We start from the raw sequence: 18,182 nt of genomic DNA, 5'->3' as shown, positions 1-18,182 counted from the left end.
CCTGGAGGACCACGCCTTCGAGCTGGGCTACGTGCCCGACTGCGACGGCGACCGGGGCAACGTGGTGGTCCTGGACCCCCAGGGTGTGGCCCGGCCCCTGGAGGCCCAGGAGGTGTTCGCCCTGGCGGTGACTGCGGAACTATCTTTCCTCGCCGCCTCGGATGTTGTAAGTTACGACAGCAGCGGCACCCCCTCGCGCCGTCTGGCGGTGGTGGTCAACTGCTGCACCTCCTCGCGGATCGAGCTGATCGCCCAGCGTTTCGGCGCTCAAGTGTTCCGCTCCGAGGTGGGCGAGGCCAACGTGGTCGGCCTGGCCGAGCACCTGCGCCACGCCGGCTGGCTGGTGCGTATCCTGGGCGAGGGTTCCAACGGCGGCAACATCACCCACCCCTCGCGGGTGCGGGATCCCTTGAGCACGGTGCTGGCCCTGGTCAAGCTGCTGCGCCTGGAGGGGGTGCTCGAACAGTGGGCGCTTCGCTCCGGGGGCGCGCTGACAGCTGGCTGCCGCAGCCTGGACTGTATCCTGGAGTCGCTGCCCCGGCGTTTCTCTACCGGGCAGTATGAGAGCCGGGCCGTGCTGCCCATCGCCAGCCGCGACCACGACCGTCTGAAGACTGTCTACGAGCGGCTGTTCTCCGAGCGCTGGGACTCGTTCCGGCGCGGCCTCGGGCAGAGTCTGGGGGCGGCCGGGTACGGGTTCGTGAACTACGAGGGCCAGCGCGCTTTCTCCGGGCCGGGAGGCCGCAGCGCCGGCGGACGGGGCGGGTTCAAGGTGCTCCTGACCGACCGGGAGGGCCGCGACACGGCCTGGATCTGGATGCGGGGCAGCCGCACCGAGCCGGTGTTCCGCGTGATGGCCGATGTGGCGGCCTCGCGGCGGCAGGAAAACGAACTGTTGGACTATCATCGCGCGCTCCTGGTCGAGGCGGACCGTATCGCCGCCGGCGGGAGCGGCTGAAATGCAACGTAAGACACCGAACCGGGATCACGGATGCGAGCCGATCTTCACCTGCACAGCAGTTTCTCGGACGGGCGCCACAGCCCGCGCGAGATTTTCTCCTTCGCCGCCCATGGCGGCCTGGACCTGATCTCGGTCACGGACCACGACACGGTCAATCATATCCCGGAATGCCGGCGCCAGGCGGACAAGGCCTGGTTCCCGTTCATACCGGGAGTGGAGTTCAGCACGGGATTCGAGGGCCGGGACATCCACGTGCTGGGCTACGCAGTGGACATCGAGGACACGGCGCTGCTGGAGCACCTGGGGCGCTCGCGCCGCCGACGCATGGAGCGCGCCCACCGCATCCTGGGCCTGCTGGACCAGCGCAATATCCACATCCCCACCGAGGAGCTGGACCGCATCCCCACCGACCAGACCGTGGGACGGCCCATTATCGCCCGCCTGCTGATCAAGTATAATTATGTCAGGAGCTTCAAGGAGGCCTTTGTCCGGTTCCTGGGCGTGGGCGCCCCGGCCTATGTGGAGTATGAGCTGACCGACACCCGGCGGGTGATCCAGCTAATCCACAACGCAGGCGGGATCAGCGTGCTGGCCCATCCCAACCCCGAGGGCTACGAGCCGCTGGTGGAGAGCCTGGCCGCGGAGGGGCTGATGGGGGTGGAGGTCTTCCGTCCGCAACTGAGCCCGACCCAGGTGCAGAATGTCGAGGCTTTCACGCGTCAGCTCGGGCTCATCGCCACCGGCGGCTCGGACTGGCACGAGAACCTGCCCCTTTTCCGCCTGGGTGATTTCCACCTTGAATCCGCCCCCATCCGACCTTTCCTCGAGCTGGTGAGCGCGCGGGTCGAGCTGGAGGTGGAGTACTGAGATTTATCCCGCCTGTGCTCTCTGCCTTCGGGGTTTGCCGCCGCATTTCTGGAACTATCGAGCCTGTTCCGGGGGATTACAGTCCGTGGAAGAGTCGCGCGAAAGCAGCGGGGCCGGACCTTTCCGGCCTGTCGCGGCGGAGGAATCCTCCGCCTCCCGTGTGCCCGCACTCGGCGCGGCCCTGCGGACCGTGGCCGGCACGCTGCTTTTCCTGGCGCTGGCGGCGTGGCTCAGCCTGCACGGCCTGATGCCGCTGAGCGGGCTGTCACAGGGGCGGTTCGCCTGGGCGGTGACCCTGGAGGTCGTGAGCCTGGGCTTGCCGCTCGCGGTGCTGTTCGGCCGCGGCAAATACGACCTGGGTCCCAGCCTAAGCCTGCGGGCGCCGCGTGCCATGGCCCTGGCCGGTGCAGTGCTGATCGGCTCGGGGCTGGTTAGCCTGGCCCCGCAGGTTGAGGCCTGGCAGGCGCGGGTTTTCCCACCGCCCGAGGGCTATCTGGAGGGCCTGAGCGAGATGCTGCGCGCCCCGGATACAGCATCCTTTGTCCTGGCCCTGGCCGGACTGGCCCTGGCCCCGGCGTTCCTGGAGGAGGTCCTGTTCCGCGGCCTGCTACAGGGCGCGGCCCGACGCCGGTTCGGGTCCGGCGCGGCGATCCTTCTGAGCGGGGTGCTGTTCGGGCTGTTCCATCTGGACCTCTACCGTTGGCCCACCCTGGCCCTGATCGGCCTTCTCCTGGCCTGGGTCGCCGAGTCGGGCGGCTCGCTCTGGCCGTCGGTAGCCACCCACCTGGTCAACAACACCCTGGCCCTGGTCCTGGTCAACTGCGCGTCCGGGACAGAGCAGGCCTGGGTGGACTCGATGGAAGATGTCCCGGCGCCCTGGCTGGCAGTCGGGGCGGGCTGCCTTCTGGCGGGAGGGTTTCTGGTCCGGCGCGCCGGCCGCCCCGGACAGAGCGCCGGCGATGCAAGCTCCGCTCCGGGATGAACGGAGAGCGGCAAAAGAAATGAAACTATTCGGGCGATTCGTTTGTCATAGATAACAAGCGCCCGTAACAAGGGCCTGTCTGTCCTGTCAACAACATTCAACTATGTCAACGCCAGGTGCGAACGCAAGCGGAGGTTCATCGATGCAGCGTACAGGTTTGCATGCCATTGTTCTGACCGCGGTGCTGCTGGCCGCGGGCGCGGCTTCCGCCGCGGCCCGGACGGGCCAGGCCGCCGAACAGACGGCGGCCGCCCGCGGCCAGGGCCTTCTGGATTCCCCGGTGCCCTATTACCACGACTACAACCTTTCGGTCCTGTTCCCGGTCAGCCACGGCATCGCCGAGGCCGTTGTCGCCCAGGGCGCCGCCGGGGACGAGGGGCCGACCCTGTCGCTCAAGGACTGCATCGAGCGCGCCCTGGCCGACAGCCCCAACCACCGCAAGGTCAAGGAAAATCTGCGCGCCGCCACCGGCGAGCTGCTCAGCGCCTGGGGCAACTACCTGCCCACCCTGAGCAGCGGGTTCGGCATGGGCCAGACCAACCGTAACAGCTCCTATGTCGATCAGAGCGGCATTGTCCGCACCAGCGGTGGTATCAGTAAAAGCTCCTATGGCCAGTTGAATTTCAATCTTACTCTCTTCAACCGCGCCGAGCATTACTTCGATATGCGCAACGCCAGGTTTTTCAAGGATGAGCGTATCAGCCGGATCTACAGCTCCGAGTTGGGCCTGGTCAACCAGGTGCGCCAGGGTTATTTCAATGTCCTGCGCAACAAAAAGCTGCTCCTGGCCGCCCAGCGCCAGGCCGACCAGCGGCGCGAGCAGCTCCGCCTGGCCGAGGCGCGTTTTTCCGTGGGCTCGGTGACCCGTCTGGATGTGCTCCAGGCCCAGATCGAGGTGCGTAACGCCGAACTCCAGATCGTCCAGTACGAGAACACCCTGGCCACCTCGCGCATGGACCTGAACCGCTCCATGGGTGGCAAGCTGGAGGCCCAGTACTCGCTGGTGGATGATTACGACGTCAAACGCATCGAGCTGAACGCCGATATACTGTGCGCCGAGGCGGTGAAAAACCACCCGGACATCAAGACCCTCGAACTGCAGATACACCAGCAGCAGAACAACCTCTGGATGGGACGTCTGGCCTACCTGCCCAACCTGAGCACCGGAGCGAACTACTCGCGCAGCAAGGACGGGCTGGACTTCTTACCCAACCAGGTGCAGAGCCGCGGCCTGAGCATTTCGCTCGGTTGGAACATCCTCGACAGCTTCTCCCGGTTCCGTTCCAACCGGAACACCGAAATCTCCCTGAACAACCTGAACCTCGACCTGGCCCAGAAACGGCTGGACATCGAGCGCGAGGTGCGAGCCGGGCTCCTTGAGCTGGACCGCCTCTACCAGCGCCATGTCACCCTGGGCGAGAGCGAGAGCCTGGCCTCCCAGTCGCTGGAGCTGCAACAGGAGCGCTACCGTCTGGGCGCCTCCAGCCTGCTGGACCTGCGCCAGGCCCAGGTCGACTACTCCCAGGCCGAGGTCAACTACATCAACTCGATCTACGACTACCACATCGAGCTGAGCCGGCTCAGCCTCAACGTGGGGCGCGACCTGAGCGGGCAGTTCGGCAACTGAGCGGTCGGGCGCACCGGAGGCACAGCAAGGGCGGGACTTGAGCTAAGTCCCGCCCTTTTTCTGCTCAATTGTGGGGCTCAGGTATGAAAAATAACGATCTCCACATCCGGCGGGCTTGACTGGAGGGATGGCGTCAGATATATAATAAACATCCGGGTTCTCGGCGGATCAGGATTCCCGGCGAATTTAAGGCCCGCGGTAGGTTTTTGGATGATTTTTTCTCTTAAAGGTGAAATTTTTCTTCAATAACCTTGAAAACGGCTACTTCAGGCTTGACAAGCGGCTTTAAACCGTTATACACTTAGCAAAGGCGCACCGTTAAAAGATCTGGGGAAAGAAGAGGATTTCCGGCCGTATAAACGTTCGTGTCCCCCGCCACTCACAACTTTTTTCTGGAGGATTTCTCCATGACTAAGGCCGAACTGATCGATGCCGTGGCCGCAGGTGTTGGCATTTCCAAAAAAGCCGCCGGAGAGGCTATCGACAGCGTGTTCGACAACATCACCAAAAGCCTGAAGAAGGGTGGCAAGTACACCCAGGTGGGCTTCGGGACTTTCTCCGTGGTCACCCGGAAAGCGCGCGAGGGCCGCAACCCGCAGACTGGCAAGACCATCCGCATCCCGCAGCGCAAGGTTGTCAAGTTCACCTCCGGCAAGGCCCTCAAAGAGACAGTCTGAATCTGAAAGATAAAAGACCCAAAACAAACGGCGCCAGACTGAACTGAGTCTGACGCCGTTTGTTTCAATGGCACTTGTCAGGACAACCTTATTTCTTACCGGCTTCCTTGTCCTGTCGCTCGATCTTGTGCGGCCGGCTCTTACCGAATGTGCCGCGGTAGATCTTGCCGCGCTTGGTCCTTTTGTCGCCTTTGCCCATCCCAGTTCTCCTTCGGGTTTGTCGCCAGGTATATACATATAAATTAAGGCCCGTGGCCGGGCCGTGTTTCTTGTGCCCCTTCCGGGATTGGATTAAAATAACTGTTTATTCCTCAAGTGGCAAGAGCCGGCCGCCGGGACAAAGGCTCCGCCGGGGTGCAGGCCCATCGCGGGGAGATGTGAAGTCCGCCCGGATCGCAGGGAGGCAGGATGGAAGACAGCGCAGTTGAAACAGTCGGGCCGCTGCTGGATGTACGGGGCCTGACAGTGACCCTGGCCTCGGGTGTCCGGGCGGTCGAGGGCGTGGATTTCACGCTCGGGGCCGGGGAATGCCTGGCTCTGGTGGGCGAAAGCGGCTGCGGCAAGACCCTGACCGCCCTGTCCCTGCTGCGGGCCGTGCCAGAGGATGTGGGCCGCTCGGAGGCCGAACGCATGGCGCTGGAGGGGGTCGAGTTGAACCGGCTGAGCCCGGCCGGGCTGCGCCGGGTGCGCGGCGGGCGGATCGCCATGGTGTTCCAGGACCCCTCGGCCGCGCTCGACCCGCTTTTCAAGGTCGGGGAGCAGATCGTGGAGACATACCGCGCCCATCACCGGGCCGGACGGTCCGAGGCCGTAGCTCAGGCCCTCGGGGCTCTGGCCGCGGCGGGGATCCCCGACAGCCGCCGCGTCTTCGGCAGCTACCCGCACCAGCTCAGCGGCGGGCAGAAACAGCGCGCCGTGATCGCCATGGCCCTCGTGACCGGGGCCGCCCTGCTGATCGCGGATGAGCCCACCACGGCGCTGGATGTCACCGTGGAGCGTCAGATAATCGAGCTTCTGGCCGGCCTGTGCACCACACGCTCGCTGGCCCTGCTCCTGATCAGCCACAACCTGCACCTGGTGCGCAGCCTGGCCCGCCGCGTGGCGGTGATGTACTCCGGGCAGATCGTGGAATGCGCCCCGGCCGCGGAGCTGTTCTCCGCTGCCGCGCACCCTTACACCCGCGCGTTGCTGGACTGTATCCCCCAGCCGGATGGCACTCTGCGCAGCATCGGCGGTCAGCTGCCCGCTCCGGGCGCCTGGCCCGCGGGCTGCCGTTTCCGCGACCGTTGCGCTCTGGCCGTATCGGGCTGCGAGCTGCCCCAGGCGCTCCGTCCGCTCGACAACCGGCCAGGACGCCTGGTGCGCTGCCATCGCGCCGGGGCGACAGAAAGCGGGGCGGGATGAAAGACGACAAACCCCTGGTCGAATGCCGGGCCCTGGTCAAGGGCTACGGCCGCAACTGCGCCCGGGCGGTGGACCGGGTGGACCTGAGCCTGGCCCCGGGCGAAACATTGGCCCTGGTGGGCGAGAGCGGCTGCGGCAAGAGCACCACCGGCCGTCTGCTGCTGGCCCTGGAGCGGCCGGACTCGGGCAGCGTCAGTTTCGACGGGGTCGAGCTGAGCGCGCTGGGAGCGGGACCGCTGCGCCGCCTTAGAAAGCGGATGCAGATGGTGTTCCAGGACCCCCTGGGCTCGCTAAACCCGCGTTTCACGGTCTTCCGGACCCTGGCCGAGCCGCTGCGCCTGCATGCCGGCCTCGATGGCGGCCCGCTGCGCGCGCGGGTGGAGGAGCTCCTGCGCTGTGTCGGCCTGGACGCGGCGCACGCCGGGCGTTTCCCCCACGAGTTCAGCGGCGGCCAGCGCCAGCGGGTGGCCATCGCCCGGGCCATCGCCGCGGGGCCCGATTTCGTGGTGGCCGATGAGCCGGTCTCGGCCCTCGACCTTTCGATCCAGGGCCAGATACTGACTCTTCTGTTGCAGCTCAAGCGCTCGCTGGGTCTGACTCTGCTGTTCATCTCGCACGACCTGGGCGTGGTGCGGGCGATAAGCGACCGGGTGGCGGTGATGCGCCGCGGACGGGTGGTGGAGCTGGCCGACACGGCCGAACTGTTCGGCTGTCCGCTGCACCCCTACACCCGCACACTGCTCGCCTGCGCCGGTCTGGATGGGGGCTTGGGCGGGGGCGGGGGCCGGGGCGGGGCCCCGGATGGCTGCGCCTGGTCGGATGACTCACAATTCGACTCCGCGGCAGTTGTCCCGGACCTGGTTGAGCACTCCACCGGCCACTGGGTCGCCCTGAAAAAATAGCAGTTTTGAGGGCAGGCAACATTCCCGGCTCGGATTCGTTCGATTAGCGTATTAACCCTCGGAAAGTTAAAACATTCGGGACCGCGTCGTGTATCACAGGTTGTGGAGTGCGGGTTCCAGTTTTTCTGTTTGTGCTAAAAATTGCTTGACAAGTATTTTAGCGGATAGTAGTTTAGAAAACCTTAATCAACCGGGAGCTATCTCTAATAAGTCTAAAGAATTGCCTGCCTTTCTTCTTCTTACCCCTAATTTTAAGGTGGAGGTCGAGGTATAATGATTAATTGGCTTCTGTATAACAACCTGAGCCAGTGGTTCTTCTCCACTCCGTTCGGAGACTTCTGTGTAAAGGGCGGAATTTTCATGATTCCCCTGGCTATCTGCTCCATCTGGGGTCTGGCAATCGTCATCGTGAAGTACACCACCTTGACCATGGCCAGTGTCAAGACCCGCCGCCTGCTCAAACAGGTCAATGCTTTCATGGCTGAAAAGAACATCCAGGGCGCGGTCGAGCTGTGTGAGAACACCGAGGGCCCGGTGGCCGCGATCATGCTGGCCGGTCTGCGCAAGGTTAAAGAGGGCAGCGAGCGCGTGCTCAAGGCCATCGAGAACACCGGCACCATCGAACTGGCCTTCCTGGAGCGGGGTCTTATCTCCATGGCTACGATCATCTCGGTGGCCCCGATGTTCGGGTTCCTCGGGACGGTGTCCGGTATGATCAACGCCTTTGCCGTCATCGAGAAGATGGGTGAAGTCAGCCCGCAGGCCGTGGCTGGCGGTATCAAGGAAGCTCTGATCACCACCGCCGCCGGTCTGACCATCGCTCTGCCGGTGCAGATGTTCCATAACTATTTTGTCACCAAGATCGACCGCCTGATCCTGGACATGGAGGAAAGCTCCCAGAATATCGTCGAGGCCGTGATTGAGCTGGAGAACAAGGCCAAGTAAGTTTCGCGGCCCCGCTGATTCGTCCTGTGCGCTGTCAGTCTGCACTGGGCGGGTCAGGCCAGCACATACCTTTACGATAAGCTGGATAATTCCCTTACAGGGATTCAGCGGATCTGCCGGAGGGCGATTTAATGCTGTTGAGAAAAAAAGATAAAGGCATGCCCGAGTGCCCGACCTCATCCTTGGCCGATATCGCATTCCTGCTGCTGATCTTTTTCCTCGTCACCACGACGTTCAACGAGGAAAAGGGCCTTGAAATGCTGTTGCCCGAGTCCAAGGCCGAGGAAGTCCAGATCAGTCAGAAGAACATGCTCCATATCATGGTCCAGCCGGATGGACGGGTCGTGCTGAAAAAGGGCAAAAACCCCGAGGAGCCCCCGATCCCGGTCGATGGTCTGGCCGAGCGGATGCGGCAGGAGATTTCGCTCAACCCGAAGGTCATTGCCGCGGTCAAGACCAGCCCGGATGCCACCTACAACATGATGGTCCAGGTGCTGGACGAGCTGCAGGAGGCCGAGGCCACCCGGATTTCCCTGCAGATGCTCGGGGAATGACGTTTCGGGTCCGGAACGACGGGTGCGCCGCCTGAGCGGCCGCTGCCGCACGTTCGCGGTAATACCGATTGAAAGGAGCCGAAGGTGGATGTACGTTCAAAAAAGATGGGGGGATTCAAGCGGAAAAGCGGCGTAGGAGCCACCGTGCCCACCGGCTCGCTGGCCGACATCGCTTTCCTTCTCCTCATTTTCTTCCTGGTTACGACGGTGTTCCGCAAGGAAACCCCGTTGAAGATCGCCTGGCCCGAGGCGACGGCCCTGAAAAAGACCGAATTCAAGAGTAAAAATATTCTGCATGTCTGGGTGAACAAGGACGACCCTTCCACGCCTGGAATCAACGAGGAAGGCTTGGTGTACGTCGATGACGTCGCCTACAACCTCGCCGATCCCGCGCGTCAGAGCGCTTTGGTCGAGAAGCTGAAGCTCGAATCGGCCAACCGGAAAGGCAAGATCCTGATCGCCTTCCGCGCCGACCGCGATCTGAATTACCGTAAGATCAACGTGGCTCTCGAAATGCTCAAACAGGCCAACACCGTTCAGGTCATGTTCGCCACCAACCTGGAAAAAGAAACCCTGGACCTGAGGAGATAGGGGGCCAAATATGGCTGAAAACAGCACTCCCAAGTCCGGCAGCGTCAAGGTTGTCGAGAGCGCGAACTTCCGTTTCAAGCAGCGCTACGGTAAGTTTTTCGCGATCAGTGTATTCCTCTCGCTGTTCGGTCATATAACGTTCATCATCGCCACTCCCTCGTTCAGCGGCGAGGTGGCTATGCGTGAAGAGTCCGCGATGGAGGCCCTCGAGCTTCCGCCTGAGGTCGTCATCCCGCCTCCGCCCAAGGCCCTGGCCAAGCCCAGCGTGCCTATCGCCGCGCAGGAAGAGGTCAACGAGGACATCACCATCGATGAAACCACTCCGCCCCCGCCCGACCTGATCCCGGAAGTCCCGGTTCAGGAGGAAAAGGTGGAGGTTGAGGAGTTCCTGATGGTGGCCGAGGTGATGCCCAAGCTCAAGAGCATGCCTCCGCGGCCCGAGATGCCCTCGTACATAGCCCGCGCCCGGGTCAACGTGACCACCAAGATCGAGTTCTTCGTCACCAAGACCGGTGATGTCGACCCGCAGCGCACCAAGATCGCCGTCTCCTCGGGCTACCCCGAGCTGGATCAGATCGCGGTGGAATGGGCCAAGCAGATGAAGTTCCATCCCGCCCTCAACCGCGGCGAGCCGGTCGCGGTCAGAATGGCGATGCCCATTGTCTGGAAATCGAAGTAAGACCGGGCTGGATAGCTGCACGTTCGAAGCGCCCCTTTGCTTTCAGTGAAGGGGCGCTTTTTTTTCGGGATAATGCCCACTGGACCGGCTTTTCGGCTTGCTCACGCGTTTATCCCACTTGACACCCGCTTCGCTTTTCGGGTAAAATAAAAAGCCCTCCAGGGTTTGCCGCCCGTGGGGAGCGCATTCCTTTGCCGGGGCCTGTCCGGCCCGGTGTGACCGATACTTTTCTCCTGAATACCAGCTAACCCTCAATCGAGCGCCCCCCGCCGATGAGACCTGCTCCCAGCCTCGCCCTTATCTTCCTGCTGACCCTGCTGCCGCTCGGCCTTCTGGCGCAGAGCAGCGGAAAGATCGATGGCACTGTCACCGACAAGGAGAGCGGCCAACCCCTGGCCGGCTGCCAGGTGCGGGTCGAGGGGACCACCCTGGGCAATATAACGAACGCCAAGGGTTACTTTTTCATACTGAATGTTCCGCCCGGCGAGCACAGCCTCGGTTTCGGCTACACCGGCTACACCTCGGCCCGGGTCGAGGGCGTGCGGGTCCAGGCCGGGCAGACAATCACCCAGGATGCCTCCCTGCAGCAGGCTGTGATCGAGCTGGAGGCCCTGGTGGTGGAGGCCTCGCCCGAGCCGCTGGTCCCCCGCGACAACGTGCAGAGCAAGCAGCGCCTGGACAGCGATTTCTCCGAGTCCATGCCCGTGGAACGCATCGAGGACGCCCTGGCCCTCAAGGCCGGAGTGGTGCAGAACGAGGCCGGACGGTTCAGTATCCGCGGCAGCCGTCTGGGCAGCGAGGCGGTCTACATCGACGGTATCCTTGTCCGCTCGTTCAGCGAGCAGCCCTATGCCAGCGACCGTCTTAGCACGGACAACACCCCCCTGGTGGTGGGCCGCAACTCGGTCGAGGAAGTCAATGTCATCACCGGCGGGTTCAACGCCGAGTACGGCCAGGCCGAAAGCGGTGTGATCAACATTGTCTCGCGCGAGGGCGGAACCACCTACACCGGAGCGGTGCAACTGATCAGCGACGCTCCCATGCCGCGCGGCAGCGACTACGGCCATAACGAGCTCTCTTTCGAGGCCGCCGGGCCGCTGCCCCTGCCCGGGTTCGCCGGGTTCTTCCTCTCGGCCGAGGCCACCGGCCTTGCCGATGCCAGCCCTGCACCCAGCGGCGGCCAGGGCGGTTTCCGGGGCGTGGACCGGCGCTTTGTCGACCGGCTCAACCGCAGCCTGGCTGAGCTCGGCCTCTACGACCCCTCTTCCTCGGCCGCACGCAAGGTGGGCCTGCTGGATGCGGATGCCATCGCGCCCGGGGTGCAGGAGCTTTCGGTCAACTCCTTCGCCGATGTCTACTGGGAGGACCGCAACGGGGACGGCCTGCCCGAGACCCGCGTGCTCGACCCGGAGGGCGTCTACACCAGCCCCAACCCGGCCCGTCTGCCCGGCAACTCGGGCGACCTCTATTCCACGAGCGGCAAGTTCACCTGGTACGCCCACACCGGCCTTAAATTCCTGGCCAGCTACATGGGCTCGCGCAATCAACGTCTGTATTACCAGCACGCCAACCTTTTCAACGCCCCGGAGCGCCGCAACGCCGGCGAGCGCGTGCGCTCCTCCAACGCCATCGTGGGCCTGGACTGGACTGTCCACCAGAGCGCCGAGCGCAGCGTGGGCCTCATTCTGCGCGCCAGCCGCTACCGCAGCAAGACCAACGGCGGGTCGCTGAGCGCCGGATCGGTCAACCGCAGCGCCTGGGGCGGGTTCGGACTGTCGAATCTGACTTTTATCGACGAGGGCCGCACCGCCCTTGAGGACGCTTACCAGGTGAGCCAGGGCTACGAGCCCGCGGGCGACCTCTACCCGACCTACAACAGCGGCTACCTCAACCCCTTCGCCGCCACTTTCACCCCGCTGCCCGGCCAGCGCGGACAGGACAACGCCGCCAGCCCCTTGAGCCTGTTCAACCAGTCCGGCTTGCCGTTCCGCCTGACCAACGATCTGGAGGAGCGCACTGTGCTCAAGGCCGACCTGGATTTCCAGGCCGACCGCTACAACCGGGTGAAGACCGGGGTTGAGTACCAGGCTATCGACACCCACACGCGGCACTTTTTCTACGTGGGCGGCCCCTTGCAGGACCTCTGGAGCGCCAGCCCCAGTCTGGCCGCGCTCTACGCCCAGGACCGCCTGGACCTGGGCGACCTGGTGCTGGATGCCGGCCTGCGTGCGGACTGGTTCGACCCGGCGTCCGATTTCCCCACGGTCATCGGCGAAAACCGGCCCGGCGACCCGCGTTACAGCGGCAAGCGGCGGGTCAGGCTCAGCCCGCGCCTGGAGGTGGGTTTCCCGGTCACCGACCGCAGCCAATTGCGCCTGAGCTACGGCGTGTTCACCCAAACGCCCTCGCTCAGCGACATCTTCGGCCTCAGCCGCCGCGACATCCAGTCCGACCTGGCCAGCGACAACGTGAACAATTTCTTCGGCAACGGGCGGCTGGACATCCCGCGCACCACCGCGTTCGAGGCCGGGTTCACCTGGCTGGCCGGCGAGAACCTCTATTTCGATTTCGTCGGCTACAACAAGGACCTGCGCGGCGGCGTGGCCTACCGCTGGCTCACTCCGGCCCAGCTTCTGGATTTGGGCGGGGTCACCGACCGCGGGCAGACCCGTTTCGGCAAGAACCTGTTCGTTGCCACCAACCAGGACCAGGGCAACATCCGCGGCATCGACCTTAGTGCGAGCCGTCGCTTCAGTGGCTGGTGGTCGGTCTCGGCCGACTATTCGCTCTCGTTCGCCCGCTCCACTGCCAGCGACCCGGAGGAGTTCGCCCGCTCCTACGGCAAGCAGGTGATCCGCGACCCGCTCACCGGCCGGGATGTGAACCCCACGCCGCCGAGCCAGGAAAGCCCCACCGACCTGGACCAGACCCATTCGGCCAACGTGACTTTCTCGGTCAACGTGCCGGAGAGTTTCGGCGGTAACGGCATCGCCGGGCGTGTCCTGGCGCGCAGCGGCGCGTTCCTGACCTGGCATTTCAACAGCGGACGGCCCTACAGCCTGGTGAACAGCCAGGGCTATCTGGCCACGGGCGAGAACAACGGTGGCCGGACCGCCTCGGTCCAGAGCGCCAACCTGCGCCTGACCCGCTCTTTCAGCCTGGGCACGGGCCGCCGTCTGATGGTCTTCGCCGAGATCATGAACCTGTTCAACGCGCTGAACGTGGCCGCCTCCAAGGTCAACCCCACCACCGGCCAGCCCGGGGTGGATGCCTACCTGCAGGGCGAGCTGGCCCAGAAACTCAACGCGTTCACCATGCCGCCCGCCTCGCGCAGCGTGGCGGCCGAGGCCGCGGCCAACCCGGGGTTCTCCTCCGACCCGGCCGAGCGTCTAACTGTGGCACAAATACGGGATATCAACGGGGACGGGATCGTGGAGTACCCGGAAACGTTCGCCCTGGAGCTGGCCGGCCTGATGGCCGCGATGGAGGACCCCACGGCATGGCTCCGTCCGCGCGAGGTGCGTTTCGGAGTGAGGCTGGATTTTTGATTTATGTTTTTAGATATTTCCTAAATATTGAGTCAAGCAAATGGAATACACTAAATTTAAGCAGTTAATCAAAGAAGGAGAAAGGTCTAACGTTGATTTTAAAATAACTTGTGAAGCTTTCTCTTCCGCAAGGAAAAGAGAGAATGCTGAACTTGTAAAAGATGTCTGCTCCATGGCCAATAATGGAAATATTGCAAGTTACATTATCATTGGAGTATCAGATGACGGGGCTATATTTAAGTCTGTGAATAACGATCAATTAACAGAAGAACATTTGCAGGATCTCATTAAAGCAAACCTCAATCCAATTCCCAGTGTTAGATTCTTTGATAGAAAATGGCCAAAAGCCGATTTAAGACATAGAAATAAACGCTTTGTTATAATTCAAGTAGGCCCAAACGCAAGACAAGCATATAGATTTTCCAAGGATATCGTTGCTTACGAAGAGAAGTGTGTCTTTAAGAAAAACGAGGTGTGGATACGAAGAGGTAGAATATGCGATTTGGCGACTCCGGAAGAGATAGCAAAATTAGTCAAGGGGAAAGACCCTCTTGAAAAATCAGACGATATTAATATTATAGAGTATGCAGCTCTTGAAAAACCAGCAATAGCAGAAACCATCAGAAATGACATGTTAAAATATTTTAAGGAATTGAACATTTTGTTTAAACACAAAAAAGATTTAATTATAATTAATTTAGACAATAACAGATATTGCATAAAGCCCTTGGTGTTGTCAGCCTTAAATACAAAAGATGCGTTTGTTAATAATTACAGCATGACGCGCGAGTTTGAGCATTTTTCTTTATTTATTACAACTGATTCGGTATCAAAAATCGCATTTCCGCATCACGTCGATATTATTCATCCGCTACCATGGGGCTATTATGCACTGTTTAATGCTACAATAAAAGCCGACAACTGGTTTATTTCCAATCTTAAACGCTCTTATTTTGCGGCTTTTGCGAATTCTTTAGAAAATAATCCGTGTGTTGCATTGACTCTAAAAAATATCAAAACAACAAACAACCTAAGAAATTCCTTGAGAAAGACTCTTGAATATCTAAAAGAATCAAAATCAGCCATCAATGCTATCAATAAATCAAAATACAATATCAACAACTTGTTAAAACTATTCATTAATAGCCCGGACAAATTTATCAACACTTCAAAGGGTGGATATACAAGTAAACATAGAGACATTAAAAAAGAATTGCTCAACAGAGCAAAATTTGTTGTCGATAACACATAATTACACATCTGTCCTGCGACTGAACGATCATCAAACATCGGAGCCTTGCAGGTTGAACTTTAGAGCTTTTACAGCATTAATAATATTAATGCTCCTCGCCGCCTCCGCGGCCCCGGCCGCCCAGCGCCCGGACCACAAGGCCAAACGCGCCGTGGCCGCCCGCCTGGCCCGCTTCCAGGCGCGCCAAAGCTCGGGCAACGACATCGCCTTCTATCCCTCCAACACCGGGTTCCTGGCGGTCAACCCCACCAACCCTTTCGCTCCGGGCGGGTTCTGGCCCAGCGGCTCCACGGACAACTATGTCTACCAGTGCGGGCTGAACGTGCTGGGGCTGATCGATGCGGACGGGGATGGCGTGTTCGGCGACACGGTGGAGGTGAGCGCGGTCTATGACGCCGAGTGGCGCGAGGGGCGCGCCCCCGGCTCCAGCAGCGACCCGGCGGCCGGGCTGTTCTTCTCCAGCAGCGCCGAGGACCTGGCCCTCTGGCCCGAGGAATTCCGCAGCACGGACAACGACCCGGACAGCCCCACCTACAACCAGTCTGTCCCCGCCATCACCGGCGATCAGGACATCGTGGCCCTGTACACCGACATCGGCGGGCCGGTGTTCAAGAGCGCGGGAATTCACCGCCTGGGCGTGCAGGTGGCCCAGCGGCTTGTGCTGATCAGCACAGGGCTGGAGCGGGATATCCTGTTCGTCAACTGGAAGCTCGCCAACGCCAGCCAGTGGGCCGACCTGAGCGAGGTCGCCCGTGCGCCCTACGACATCCGCGGGGTGCTGGTGGATATCAAGACCGATTTCGACATCGGCGTGGCCACGGATGACGCCTCGGCGGTGCTGCCCACGCGCCAGACCGCCCTGGCCTACGATTCCGATTTCCGCGAGAGCGCGTTCAGCCGTCAGCCCGCGATCCAGGCCACCACCCTGCTCTACAGCCCCACTGAGGACGACGGCCTGGACAACCCCACCGTGCTGGAGCCGAACGGCAACGGCCTGGTGGATGAGACTTTCGGCGACATATTGGCCGCAGGGCTCACCGACCCGCGCACCGGCCGGCCGTTCGATTTTCCGGAGGAGATACGCAACCTCAAGGCCGAGCGCTTTTTCCTCTACACCATGTACACTTTCGGCGACCTGCGTCCCGACCCCTATTCCGATGCCGAGGCCTACCGGATACTATCCGCCGCACCCGGCGCCACCCTTCTGCCCGCGTTCGACCCCTACGCCGGATTTCTGGAATCGACCATGGTGGAGGACCTGCGCCAGAACATGGTCCTGGGCAAGTTCGACCTTCCGGCCCAGGGCGAACCCGCCGAGGTCTGGGCCGCCCTGGCGTTCGCCCCGGCCGTGGATGACCCGGGCGTGAACGGCCGACGGGCCGACCTTTCGCGCCTGACCCCGGAGGGTGAGTTCGCCCGGATCGTCGCCCTGACCGATGTAGCCCGGCGCACGTTCGAGGCCGGGTTCCTTCGCCCGCTGCCCCCGGCCGGCCCCGAGATGCGCCTTGTCCCCGGGGACCGTCAGGTCACGATCACCTGGAGCGACCTGCCCGCTTCTTCTACCCGCGACAGCTACGCCGACACCTGGCAGGCGGGCCAGCTCACGTTGCACGACTCCATCCCGGATGGGTTCCCGCGGATCAGCGGCTACCGCTCGAGCGATTTCGAGGGCTATCGGGTCTACCGCTCCCTGACCGGCGAGCGCGCGGATGCCGTGCTGATCGCCCAGTTCGACCTGGCAAATGGGGTGGTGGATTACAATGTCACCCGCAGCGTGACCACCTCGGACGGGTTCACCGGCACGGGACCTTACACGCTCAAGCTGGGCAGCGACACCGGCCTGCAGTACTCCTTTGTCGACCGCGGCGAGGACCTGGGCGGCCTGGTCAACGGCGTCCCTCTGTTCTACACGGTCACCTCCTACGACTACAACCCTTTCAACTGGCAGGGCGAGTCCCTGGAGTCGAACATCGGGTTCAAGCGCCAGGACAGCCGGGGTGATTTCGTGCAGCAGGCCACCCCGCGCGAGGAGACCTCCAGTTGGCGCGGCGGTGCCTGGGATTCCCAACTGGTTGGAGGAGATGGCCTGCCATTGAACGAGACGAGCCTCCCCGCCGTGGTCTCGGACACCCTGGGCAGCAGCTCGGACACGGTCACGGTCGATCCACTCGACCCGACCAATCGCTCGATCCTCCGTCACAATCTGGTGGTGGATTTCCCCGCGGCTCCTCCCGTGCAGAGCGCCGCCCTGGTCCCCGGCGAGCTTAACCTCGTGCAGCCCCTGGCCCTGCCCGATTCCGGGGTGTTCGTTGTCGACTCGCTGGAAAGCGCCCGGAGCGCCACCCGCTTTTTCAACATCTATTTCCACTGGCGCGACAATGCCGGACGGGTGAGCGCGGGGAGCCTGACCGATAAGAGTTACGCCTACAGCCGCGGCGAGAAAGTTGGCACGTTCTGCTATGATGGGCGCTCGGACAGCCTGGGTGTGCTCTACTCCGGCAGCGTGGATATCTACCGCGGCGGCCGGGCGGATGCCAAAGTCGCGCCGCTTCGGATAAATGGCGTTACCGGCGCCCTCGCCAGTCCGGGGATCAATTACCCGCACCCGCTCTACCGTTTCACGGCCCAGCCCGCGCGGGTCACTTTCCCCGGCGCGCCATTCACCGTACTGCAGCCAATGAACCTGGACCAGCTCAACAGCGAGTACATCTCCGGCGAGAGCGCCGCCACAGCAAGCAACATGGGAAGTTTCGCCCCGGGCGACATCGAGATCCGCTGGGAAAGCGACAGCCGCCTGGCCTCGGTGCGCGACCTGACCCACCGGGTCGATATCCGGTTCAGCCAGTTCACGGATGACGGTTGGGGTTTCCTGCCGCTCGGCACAGTCAGCCGCGAGGACATGATCTGGCAGAGCCTGCACGTGTTCCCCAAGCACAATCGCACCTACCGTCTGCTGCCCGACCCGCTCTACTACAGCCACCCGGAGAACCCGGACAGTTTGAGCCTGAGCCTCTATGTGCGCGGGGTGGAGCTGTTCGTCACCGGGATCAGACAGAAACCGCGCGCCGGGGATGTCTGGCTGGTGCGCTGCGGGTTCAACAGCGCAGCGGGGGATGAGGTGAGCCCGGTGCCCGGCCAACAGGTGAGCGTGCGTTTCAACCGCGCCAGCCGGCGGCCCGAGGACGAGCGCCTG

Annotated in this window: 15 protein-coding genes; 14 read left to right on the top strand and 1 reads right to left on the bottom strand. The window is 62.3% G+C overall.

Annotated elements, in window-relative coordinates; translation table 11 throughout:
• The 5 genes from LLH00_15985 to LLH00_15965 all read left to right on the top strand — a co-directional run.
• A partial coding sequence (locus tag LLH00_15985; GenBank protein ID MCE5272780.1) for a phosphatidylglycerol lysyltransferase occupies window positions 1-958 on the top strand: 958 nt, incomplete at its 5' end.
• A gap of 33 nt (window positions 959-991) precedes the next feature.
• Entirely contained in the window at window positions 992-1,828 is an 837-nt protein-coding gene (locus LLH00_15980; protein ID MCE5272779.1) for a PHP domain-containing protein, read from the top strand.
• Window positions 1,829-2,372: 544 nt separating this feature from the next.
• Entirely contained in the window at window positions 2,373-2,810 is a 438-nt protein-coding gene (locus LLH00_15975; GenBank protein ID MCE5272778.1) for a CPBP family intramembrane metalloprotease, read from the top strand.
• A 142-nt stretch (window positions 2,811-2,952) separates the two neighbouring features.
• On the top strand, window positions 2,953-4,437 hold the full coding sequence (locus tag LLH00_15970; GenBank protein MCE5272777.1) for a TolC family protein: 1,485 nt from the start codon (window positions 2,953-2,955) through the stop codon (window positions 4,435-4,437).
• A 407-nt stretch (window positions 4,438-4,844) separates the two neighbouring features.
• Window positions 4,845-5,114 (top strand): HU family DNA-binding protein, encoded by a 270-nt coding sequence (locus LLH00_15965; protein MCE5272776.1) that lies wholly within the window; start codon window positions 4,845-4,847, stop codon window positions 5,112-5,114.
• Window positions 5,115-5,202: 88 nt separating this feature from the next.
• Here the strand turns inward: LLH00_15965 and LLH00_15960 are convergent, their stop codons facing one another.
• A complete protein-coding gene (locus LLH00_15960) occupies window positions 5,203-5,313 on the bottom strand; it encodes a 30S ribosomal protein THX (protein ID MCE5272775.1) in 111 nt (36 codons plus the stop codon).
• Between the two features lie 209 nt (window positions 5,314-5,522).
• On the opposite strand from LLH00_15960, the gene LLH00_15955 reads away from it, so the two are divergent.
• The 9 genes from LLH00_15955 to LLH00_15915 all read left to right on the top strand — a co-directional run.
• Window positions 5,523-6,518: an ABC transporter ATP-binding protein gene (locus LLH00_15955; protein MCE5272774.1), complete on the top strand. Its 996-nt coding sequence runs from the start codon at window positions 5,523-5,525 to the stop codon at window positions 6,516-6,518.
• Window positions 6,515-7,420, top strand: coding sequence for an ATP-binding cassette domain-containing protein (locus LLH00_15950; protein ID MCE5272773.1), 906 nt, complete (start codon window positions 6,515-6,517; stop codon window positions 7,418-7,420). The genes LLH00_15955 and LLH00_15950 overlap by 4 nt, the downstream gene beginning before the upstream one ends.
• A gap of 273 nt (window positions 7,421-7,693) precedes the next feature.
• A complete protein-coding gene (locus LLH00_15945; GenBank protein ID MCE5272772.1) occupies window positions 7,694-8,365 on the top strand; it encodes a MotA/TolQ/ExbB proton channel family protein in 672 nt (223 codons plus the stop codon).
• Window positions 8,366-8,496: 131 nt separating this feature from the next.
• Window positions 8,497-8,919, top strand: a complete 423-nt coding sequence (locus LLH00_15940) for a biopolymer transporter ExbD (protein ID MCE5272771.1) — start codon at window positions 8,497-8,499, stop codon at window positions 8,917-8,919.
• An 84-nt stretch (window positions 8,920-9,003) separates the two neighbouring features.
• Entirely contained in the window at window positions 9,004-9,510 is a 507-nt protein-coding gene (locus LLH00_15935) for a biopolymer transporter ExbD (protein ID MCE5272770.1), read from the top strand.
• Between the two features lie 10 nt (window positions 9,511-9,520).
• Window positions 9,521-10,189 carry an energy transducer TonB gene (locus LLH00_15930; GenBank protein MCE5272769.1) on the top strand — a complete coding sequence of 223 codons (669 nt, stop codon included), beginning with the start codon at window positions 9,521-9,523 and terminating at the stop codon, window positions 10,187-10,189.
• Between the two features lie 272 nt (window positions 10,190-10,461).
• Complete coding sequence (locus LLH00_15925) at window positions 10,462-13,737, top strand: TonB-dependent receptor (GenBank protein MCE5272768.1); 3,276 nt, start codon at window positions 10,462-10,464, stop codon at window positions 13,735-13,737.
• Window positions 13,738-13,777: 40 nt separating this feature from the next.
• Entirely contained in the window at window positions 13,778-14,989 is a 1,212-nt protein-coding gene (locus LLH00_15920; protein ID MCE5272767.1) for an ATP-binding protein, read from the top strand.
• 88 nt (window positions 14,990-15,077) lie between these two features.
• The coding region (locus tag LLH00_15915; protein ID MCE5272766.1) for a hypothetical protein at window positions 15,078-18,182 on the top strand (3,105 nt) is incomplete at its 3' end.

This window comes from bacterium, assembly GCA_021372515.1.
Lineage (GTDB): Bacteria > Gemmatimonadota > Glassbacteria > GWA2-58-10 > GWA2-58-10 > JAJFUG01.
Note: the sequence above shows the minus strand (reverse complement) of the source record. Positions and strands in the feature narration are given on the sequence as shown.

What these genes read in the sequence shown, in the direction of transcription:
- LLH00_15950 (MCE5272773.1), top strand. Translation starts at nt 6,515, where the DNA reads ATGAAAGACGACAAACCCCTGGTCGAATGCCGGGCCCTGGTCAAGGGC.
- LLH00_15945 (MCE5272772.1), top strand. Translation starts at nt 7,694, where the DNA reads ATGATTAATTGGCTTCTGTATAACAACCTGAGCCAGTGGTTCTTCTCC.
- LLH00_15925 (MCE5272768.1), top strand. Translation starts at nt 10,462, where the DNA reads ATGAGACCTGCTCCCAGCCTCGCCCTTATCTTCCTGCTGACCCTGCTG.
- LLH00_15940 (MCE5272771.1), top strand. Translation starts at nt 8,497, where the DNA reads ATGCTGTTGAGAAAAAAAGATAAAGGCATGCCCGAGTGCCCGACCTCA.
- LLH00_15955 (MCE5272774.1), top strand. Translation starts at nt 5,523, where the DNA reads ATGGAAGACAGCGCAGTTGAAACAGTCGGGCCGCTGCTGGATGTACGG.
- LLH00_15930 (MCE5272769.1), top strand. Translation starts at nt 9,521, where the DNA reads ATGGCTGAAAACAGCACTCCCAAGTCCGGCAGCGTCAAGGTTGTCGAG.
- LLH00_15965 (MCE5272776.1), top strand. Translation starts at nt 4,845, where the DNA reads ATGACTAAGGCCGAACTGATCGATGCCGTGGCCGCAGGTGTTGGCATT.
- LLH00_15920 (MCE5272767.1), top strand. Translation starts at nt 13,778, where the DNA reads ATGGAATACACTAAATTTAAGCAGTTAATCAAAGAAGGAGAAAGGTCT.
- LLH00_15980 (MCE5272779.1), top strand. Translation starts at nt 992, where the DNA reads ATGCGAGCCGATCTTCACCTGCACAGCAGTTTCTCGGACGGGCGCCAC.
- LLH00_15970 (MCE5272777.1), top strand. Translation starts at nt 2,953, where the DNA reads ATGCAGCGTACAGGTTTGCATGCCATTGTTCTGACCGCGGTGCTGCTG.
- LLH00_15960 (MCE5272775.1), bottom strand. Translation starts at nt 5,313, where the DNA reads ATGGGCAAAGGCGACAAAAGGACCAAGCGCGGCAAGATCTACCGCGGC.